Source organism: Oscillatoria sp. HE19RPO, from assembly GCF_024220515.1.
Lineage (GTDB): Bacteria > Cyanobacteriota > Cyanobacteriia > Cyanobacteriales > Laspinemataceae > Laspinema.
On record NZ_JAMXOT010000352.1, the window covers coordinates 1 to 8070 of the forward strand.

Annotated in this window: 3 protein-coding genes; 2 read left to right on the forward strand and 1 reads right to left on the reverse strand. The window is 50.4% G+C overall.

Annotation, left to right across the window (positions count from 1 at the left end):
- Positions 1 to 301: 301 nt before the first annotated feature.
- Positions 302 to 4411, reverse strand: coding sequence for a PAS domain S-box protein (locus tag NG833_RS26210; RefSeq protein WP_254568218.1), 4110 nt, complete (start codon positions 4409 to 4411; stop codon positions 302 to 304).
- 348 nt (positions 4412 to 4759) lie between these two features.
- Here NG833_RS26210 and NG833_RS26215 point away from each other — a divergent pair, with 348 nt between their 5' ends.
- On the forward strand, positions 4760 to 6079 hold the full coding sequence (locus tag NG833_RS26215; protein WP_254568219.1) for an acetyl ornithine aminotransferase family protein: 1320 nt from the start codon (positions 4760 to 4762) through the stop codon (positions 6077 to 6079).
- Between the two features lie 259 nt (positions 6080 to 6338).
- On the forward strand, positions 6339 to 7301 hold the full coding sequence (locus NG833_RS26220; protein ID WP_254568220.1) for a DUF1338 domain-containing protein: 963 nt from the start codon (positions 6339 to 6341) through the stop codon (positions 7299 to 7301).
- Positions 7302 to 8070 lie beyond the last annotated feature (769 nt).

Here is an 8070-nt window from a genome sequence, read left to right on the forward strand (position 1 = left end):
CTTTATTCATAGAGTTTTACCTTAAGCAAGCCGATTTACTATTTTAGACATTATAGAATGGCCCATCATTAAATGGTGCACACCCGATGATTGCCTTTTTGTCAAGTACATTTTATACCAAATTAGATGAGCTTACCCTGGGGAATAAATGGGTTTTAATTTAGGGTAAATAGCGAAAGTTTTACCGGGATAAAATCCCCGTAAAACGAACGGGTGATTCCCTAAATTTAATTGTAGCGTTGAAACGGTCAGAACTGCAGAGATGAAGACAGGGATTAAGTCAGACTCGAACATTATGGGATTAGATTAAGCCCGTTTGTTGGGCGATTTCGGCGAGAGCCGTTGCTAATTTCACGGGTTCTACAGGTTTAGCAACATGAAGATGAAAACCGGCTAAAAGTGCCTGTTGGCGCTCCTCTTCCCGAGCGAAAGCGGTCAAGGCGATCGCGGGAATGGGCTTAGAGTATCCCGCCTCACGCTGGCGAATTTTGCGAATCAAAACATAGCCGTCTTCATCGGGCATTCCAATATCGGAAATCAAGATATCATGACGCGATCGCTCCGTGGCGGCTAAGGCTTCGGCAGCGGATAACACCACCGTCGTCTGGACTCCATATTCCGCTAAAACTTGAGCAATCAGTTCTCCCGTATCGCGGTCATCATCCACCACCAGCACCTGTAAACCGGCGAGGTTTAACGAATGGTTTGCCGTTGTGTTCTCGTCCACAGTCACGGTATCGGAATCCGGGGGAGAGTTCTGGGAAATCCCGATGGGGAGGGCCACGGTAAAGGTGGAACCCGTATCTTCTCCCTGGCTGAAGGCAGAGACAGTCCCCCCATGCAGTTCGACGAGGTAGCGCACAATGGTTAAGCCTAGACCGAGACCCCCGTGGGTGCGGGTGGAGGAACTATTGGCTTGGCGGAAGCCCTCAAAGACGTGAGGCAGGAATTCCGGGCTAATTCCAATCCCCGTATCCTGAACCCGAAATTCTAAGTAATTCCCGACGCGCTCGATCGCCACCGTCACCCGTCCGCCATTGGGGGTGAATTTTACGGCATTAGAGAGCAGATTCCAGACAATTTGATGGAGGCGGCTACTATCGCCCAAAATCGGCTGTCCGTTTGAGCTGAACTGGGTGTGGATTTCAATCGATTTGGCTTCTGCTGCCGGAGTCAGGGTAGCGATCGCCTGTTCTACCAGGGTTTCCAGATACATCGGAACTCGGGTGAGGCGAATTTTCCCCCGCATAATCCGCGAGACATCGAGGATATCGTCAATCAGGTTCACCTGATGCTTGGCATTGCGTTCGATGGTTTCCAGGGCTTTGTCTCGCGTCTCTTCTTTCAGGGTGCGCGCACGGAGTAATTGCGCCCAGCCGAGAATGGAGTTGAGGGGAGTCCGCAATTCATGGGAGACGATCGCCAAAAATTCATCCTTGAGTCGGTTGGCTTTTTCGGCGCGATCGCGGGCTTGCTGCTGGGCCTCATAGAGATTGGCCCGGTCAATGGCAAGGGCCACGCGATCGGCCACCAGTTGCAGCAAATAGACATCTTCTGCCATGAATTCTCGCTGCAACTCGGTACTGACATGGAGCACCCCGATCACCCGGTCTTCTAACAGCATCGGTGCACCCATAATGGACTCAATTTTTTGATGTCGGAACAGGGGACTAATCACTTGAGTATGAGCATCGCGCTCAATCTTCATCGGTTGACGAGTCTCGGCAATTTTTCCCCCAAACCCTAACCCCATCGGGATCGGGATATTCGGAGAGAGGGGTTGTTCTAAATCTAAGCCTTTGGTAGCGGTCACCATCAAGGCAGTTTGGTCCTCGTTGACCAATAAAATGACCGCAGCATCGACTTCTAACACCACCGTGAGGCGATCGAGCAACTCTTGCAGCAGATCATGGAGCGACAACGGGGCGATCGCCACATCCACAATCGCTTGTAACCGATGCACCATCGTCGTTGCCCGTTCGGACAAAATTCGCGCCGCCTTCTCCCGTTGCAACAACTCCATGCGCTCTTGCTGCGCCTGCTTGCGTTCATGAATGTCCGTATTCGTCCCAAACCACTTCACCACATCCCCCTGATGATCCCGCATCGGCACCGCTAATCCCAGATGCCAGCGGTAAGCGCCATCGGAACCCCGACGCATTCTGGCTTCAATTTCATAAGGTTGTCCGTTTTCCACACAAGCAATCCAGTGATCGTGACATTCGGACAAGTCGTCCGGATGCACAATCGGCTCCCATCCCCAGCCTAACAATTCCGCCACACTCAAGCCGGTGTACTCACTCCAGCGCTCACTTATGTAATCTAGGGTCCCATCGGGGAGGGCGGTCCAGACCATTTGCGGAATCGCTTCGCTTAGGAATCGATAATACTGCTCGCTGGCTTCCGCCTGACTTCTGGCGGCTTGTTCGAGTTGTAACAGTTTCATCCGTTCCGCTTCCGCCTGTTTGAGGGGGGTAATATCGATCGCCGACCCAATGAACCCGAGTAAATTGCCCTCGGGACTCAATCGGGGAACCCCAGTTTCTAACATCCAGCGATAGGCTCCATCGGCTCGTTGTAGCCGGTATTCCTGGGTAAAGGGTTGACTGGCTTTCACCGCTTGCTGGTAACTCAAGAGGCACTGAACCTGCTCCTCGGGATGGATCCGGTCCCGATGGTTGAGGTCCGGGTCCACTTCCATTAATGCACCGATGAAGTTCAACCCCCATTTATTTAAAAAGGTCCATTGTCCCTGGCGATCGGCTATCCATAACAGCACCGGGGCCGTATCTGCCATATCTCGGAACCGTTTTTCACTGTCGCGTAGGGCTTCCTCGGCCTGTTTCCGTTGGGTAATATCGTAGCGGATGGCTAAATATTGAAAGGGCTTGCCATGACTATCTAAAAACGGCACAATCACCGTATCCACCCAATAATAGGTTCCATCTTTGGCCCGATTCTTAATTTCTCCGCGCCACACTTTCCCCCGAGCAATGGTTCCCCAAATATTGACAAAAAATTCTTTAGAATGATAGCCAGAATTGACTACACGATGGTTTTGTCCAATTAATTCAGGCTGGGAATATTTAGAAATTTCAATAAATTTATCGTTGACATATTGAATGGTTCCTTTGGCATCAGTGGTGACAACAATCGCTGACTTATCTAAGGCCAATTGGAAATCGGATAATTCTTTCAAGGTTTGTTGGAGTTCAGCTTCGGCGCGTTTGCGATCGCTAATGTCCCGCACCGATGCCATCAATAAGGAGCGACCCAAATAGAGGGTCGGTTGAATCACCGCTTCTAGGAGCACCGTTGTCCCATCTTTTTTAATCCCGACTGCTTCTGATGCTCCCTCCTTTGTCCATTGGCAGTCAGCCAACATGAATGCTACAGTCTCCTCTGTAAAAATATAGGCTAAGGGCCTTCCTACCAGTTCGTCCGGGTCATATCCAAAGATCTTTTCCAGGGAGGGATTCACGGCAATCATGCGATCGCCCTCATAAAAGAAAATCCCTTCTACTGTGGATTCAGCAAGGGTTTTAAACCGTTGTTCACTGGCTCTGAGTGCCGCCTCAGTCTGCTTGCTTTGGGTGATATCCCGGCTAATTTTAGAGAACCCGTAGAGATTACCCTGGCGATCGAATAATGCCGTCATCACTTCATGGACCCAAAACCGGGTGCCATCCTTTCGCACTCGTTCTGCTTCCTGTTCCAACCGTCCCCGTTCTGTTGCCTGTTTCAAGTCTCGTTCCGGTTGACCTTCAGCCACTGCTTCTGGAGGATACAAGGCGGAAAAATGTTGGCCGATCATTTCCTCGGCTGCATATCCGGTGAGGTGTTTTGCGCCCGGATTCCAGCTACTCACTCGCCCCTGGGAATCGAGCATATAAAGCCCATAATCTTCGATGCCATCCACCAACAACTGAAAGCGCTGTTCGCTTTGCAGAAAAGATTCGAGATGTCGTTGGGCGGTTCTGGCACTCTGGGCTGAAAGTTGTTTTGTTTGTTGCCATGAACCCAGGGCGATCGCAATGGCCGACCCTTCAATTAGAAATAAAATTAACCGTAATATTTCGTCCCGACTGCTTTCTATCAGGGAATCAGGGAGAGATAAAAATAAATAACTGCTGACTAATCCGGCCAGAAATGTGGCCACAAGTCCCGCTTTCTTGCCTCCAAACCCAGCGCTGACCATAATCGCCGCAAAATAGATCAAAAAGGGGCTTTCCCTTGAGATGAAGGGTTCCAGGGCCATTTTAATCCCCGTGGCGAGGGTGACAGTGACAAGGGCAATCCCCAATGGGTACAGGAATTGTAGCAAGGGCGTTGAATGCTGATTTCGGGGATAGCAAAGCTGACGCAGTTTTCTGAATAGACGCAGGAGTAGGGATGGACCTATTTTCATCATGGTTTGGAGGACTCAGGAGCTTGGGGATGGCACTTTCAAGGTGTGAACAGCAGAACGTTAAGAAACCGTTTTATGAGATAGCGCGGTGCTTTTTTCCCTTTTTTGTGCTAACCACCTGTTCCGATTTAACCTCAGCCTCTTTTTCGTTCTATGCCTATCATTTTAGAATTTGGACTTGATTTCTGGGGAAAAAAACCGATAAAACCCAGTTAACCCGTAAATATACTTAGCGTGAGTCGTTCCTATTTTCTCTCCAAATTGCTCCTAGGTCAACTCCAGTGACTCCCAGGGCAACTGTAATTACATTAGAATCGCGTCGAGTAGACATTAGTAAATCGGAAAAGTGGAATGGCGATGGATGAAATGTTAACGGGCCCATCTTTACCTCGGAGGCCCCATCTGGTCACCCCCTTACCGGGACCCCGCGCCCAAGAACTGGTCCAGCGCGATCGCGCCGTGACTTCTCCCTCCTATACCCGGGGATACCCCCTAGTCGTAGCCCGAGGAGAGGGCTGCTCGATCCAGGATGTGGATGGCAATGTCTTCCTCGACTTTACCGCAGGTATCGCCGTCACCGCCACTGGACACGCGCATCCGGTCGTAGTGCAAGCGATTCAAGCTCAGGCGGCCCAGTTACTCCATATGTCGGGGACCGATTTTTACTATGAACCCATGATAGAACTGGCGGAAGAGTTGGCTAAACTCGCCCCGTTTCCCCAAGGGGCCAAGGTCTTTTTCAGCAATTCCGGGGCGGAATCTAACGAAGGGGCGCTCAAATTAGCCCGCTATGCTACGGGTAGATCTCAGATTGTAGCCTTTCTGGGAGCATTCCACGGGCGCACCTTCGGGGCCATGTCCCTCACAGGCTCAAAGGCGGTGCAACGGCAAGGATTTGGACCATTGTTACCCGGAATCACTCATATTCCCTACGGCACTCATGCCAGCTTAGATTATCTGGAGTTTCAACTGTTTAAAACGGTGTTACCCCCGGAGGAATTGGCGGCAGTCGTCGTCGAACCGATTCAAGGGGAAGGCGGGTATCTGGTTCCCGAAGAGGGATTCCTGGCCCGAATTCGGGAGATTTGCAGTCGCCATCACTGTTTGATGGTGGTGGATGAAGTACAATCAGGCATGGGTCGCACGGGCAAGTTGTTCGCCGTGGAACATTGGAATGTCATGCCCGATATCATTACCCTGGCGAAAGGGATTGCCAGTGGATTACCCCTCGGGGCAATTCTCGCTCGTCCGGAACTGATGACATGGCCCCCAGGTTCTCACGCCACCACCTTTGGCGGGAATCCGGTAGCTTGTGCCGCAGGGAATGCGACGTTACAGATCCTCACTCAAGGGGCGATCGCCAATGCTACCCAGATGGGTGAGTTATTACAGTCAGGGTTGAGGAAATTAGCCCAACGCTATCCCCAACTCTCACAACCGCGAGGGAAAGGGTTAATGGTGGCCGTGGATTTACTCAATGAATCCGGGGAGTTCGACCCGTCCTTACGCGATCGCGCGATCGATGAGGCATTCTATCACGGACTGTTACTCATCGGTTGTGGCAAATCTGCTATCCGCTTTTGTCCCCCGTTGGTGGTGGATGCTGAACAAATTCAGGTGGCGTTAGAGATTCTCGATACCTGTTTCGCCAAACTGTTGACAACCCGATAGCGGTTCGGTGGCCTCATGAGGTACAGGTCTTTAAAGGAGTGCGAGCATCTTGCTCGCTATCCTAGAAAGCGAGCAAGATGCTCGCACTCCTTCCTTGTCTCTATCCGTCCCTCATAACTAGGGGAAACGCTATATAACAACAGCTTGGGTTTTCTGCATTGGGTCATAGGGACAAGAAACCTGGTTTCTAACCTTGACTGAACCGACCCCGAGGCCAGTCGCCTCTCCTGTTTATCTCACAATTTCCGGAGATCTTCCCATGAAACCCGCATTAATCGCCCAAGCGCTATGGCATCAACTCTGGCTAGATTATAGTCACCGTGTTCCCTACGCCCGAATTTACGAGGCGGCCATTTCTGAAGCGGGGGGAACCGTTGCCAATGATCATATCGCCTTTCGTTCCCTGGCCCTCTCCATTGAAACGGCGATCGGAACGGTGAATTTAGGCATTCCTCACTTGGAACCCCTGCTGGAGGGGTTGGGGTATGTGGGAATGGGAGAGTTATCTTTCCCCTCGCAACACCTCTATGCCCGTCACTATCGCCATCCCCAACAGGATGAGTTTGATTTGCCGAAACTGTTTATCAGTGAGTTAATCGTGGATCAGTTGCCCCCCGAGGTGCGATCGCCTCTGGAAACCACGGTGCAGTCGGGTTTAGATATAGAGGGGTTATTAGGGTGTCAATCTGCTATTCAAGACCTAAGAAAGATGGAGACTCAACCCACGGACCCTCACATTCTAGTCCAGCGACTCAAATCTCTGTTTGTTCGTCCCTGGATGCCTCCAGTGCGATCGCACCTGGAACAGGTCAATGCGGTTACTCAGTATGGGGCTTGGGTCTTGCTGCATGGCTATGCCGTTAATCATTTTACCGGCTATGTCAACCGCCAAAATACTCCCGCTTACCCCGATATCGAAACCACCGCCCAAGCACTCCGGGATAGGGGTGTCCCCATGAAAGCTGAAATTGAAGGCACTGCCGCAGTCGGATTACGTCAAACCGCCACCCAGGCGGTACAGGAATCCGTCATCGTCCGCAGTCAGCCCGAGGGTCCTTTTCAGGAAATTCCCTGGAGTTATGCCTATTATGAAATTGCCCAACGATTTGCGATCGAACCCACCCCGGGACATCCTCAACTCTTTCAAGGGTTCCTAGGCCCCAACGCCGCCCAACTCTTTGAAATGACCCGTTCCCAGGGAAGCCTCCCCCATCCCGAGTGATTTTGTAAAAATTTTCCATAAATTCAGTTAACGGTAACTTTCAATACAGTTTGACCTTCTGACTTTTGCTAAAACTTATTAAATAGAAAGCATTGCAGAATAAAAAACTGTTGCTAACGGTAAAGCAGAGAACTTAATCTTTAATTGGATTCTGATTTGAATTGACGAATTTAAACCGGGATTCAAAAGAATTGAGTGAACCTCGGAGTGGTTCTGTTTCTAAGTTTCACGTTCAAGGCTTAGAAACAGTTGTTGGTTACACGGCGGGATATAAAGCCCGAAAGATAATAGCAGTAAACCTGTTACTATCTTTCGGGCTATTTGTTTCTAGATTCTCCAAGTTCGTAGTAACGACTTCAGTCGTTATCTTATCTTCGTTCGTAGTAACGACTTCAGTCGTTATCTTTTCCCCTGTTCAACGTCCCGACTTCAGTCGTTATCTTTTCATAAGTTCGTAGCCAACAACCGCTGGGGGTTAAAACCCCCAGCTAATAGCTAAAGTCGGTTAAAACCGACTAAAAACACTCCTGAACAAAATTTTCACAGTCGGTTAAAACCAACTAAAAACCTCACTGAATAAGACTTTCACAGTCGGTTTCAACCGACTTTAGCTATTAGGCGGGGGTTTTAACCCCCGCCGGTTGTTGCAACTTAAAACCCCCGCCGGTTGTTGCAACTTAAAACCCCCGCCGGTTGTTGCAACTTAAAACCCCCGCCGGTTGTTGCAACTTAAAACCCCCGCCGGTTGTTGCAACTTAAAACCCCCGCC

Bases quoted from the DNA above. Each gene is read 5' to 3' on its own strand.
- NG833_RS26210 (WP_254568218.1), bottom strand. From the start codon at position 4,411: ATGATGAAAATAGGTCCATCCCTACTCCTGCGTCTATTCAGAAAACTG.
- NG833_RS26220 (WP_254568220.1), top strand. From the start codon at position 6,339: ATGAAACCCGCATTAATCGCCCAAGCGCTATGGCATCAACTCTGGCTA.
- NG833_RS26215 (WP_254568219.1), top strand. From the start codon at position 4,760: ATGGCGATGGATGAAATGTTAACGGGCCCATCTTTACCTCGGAGGCCC.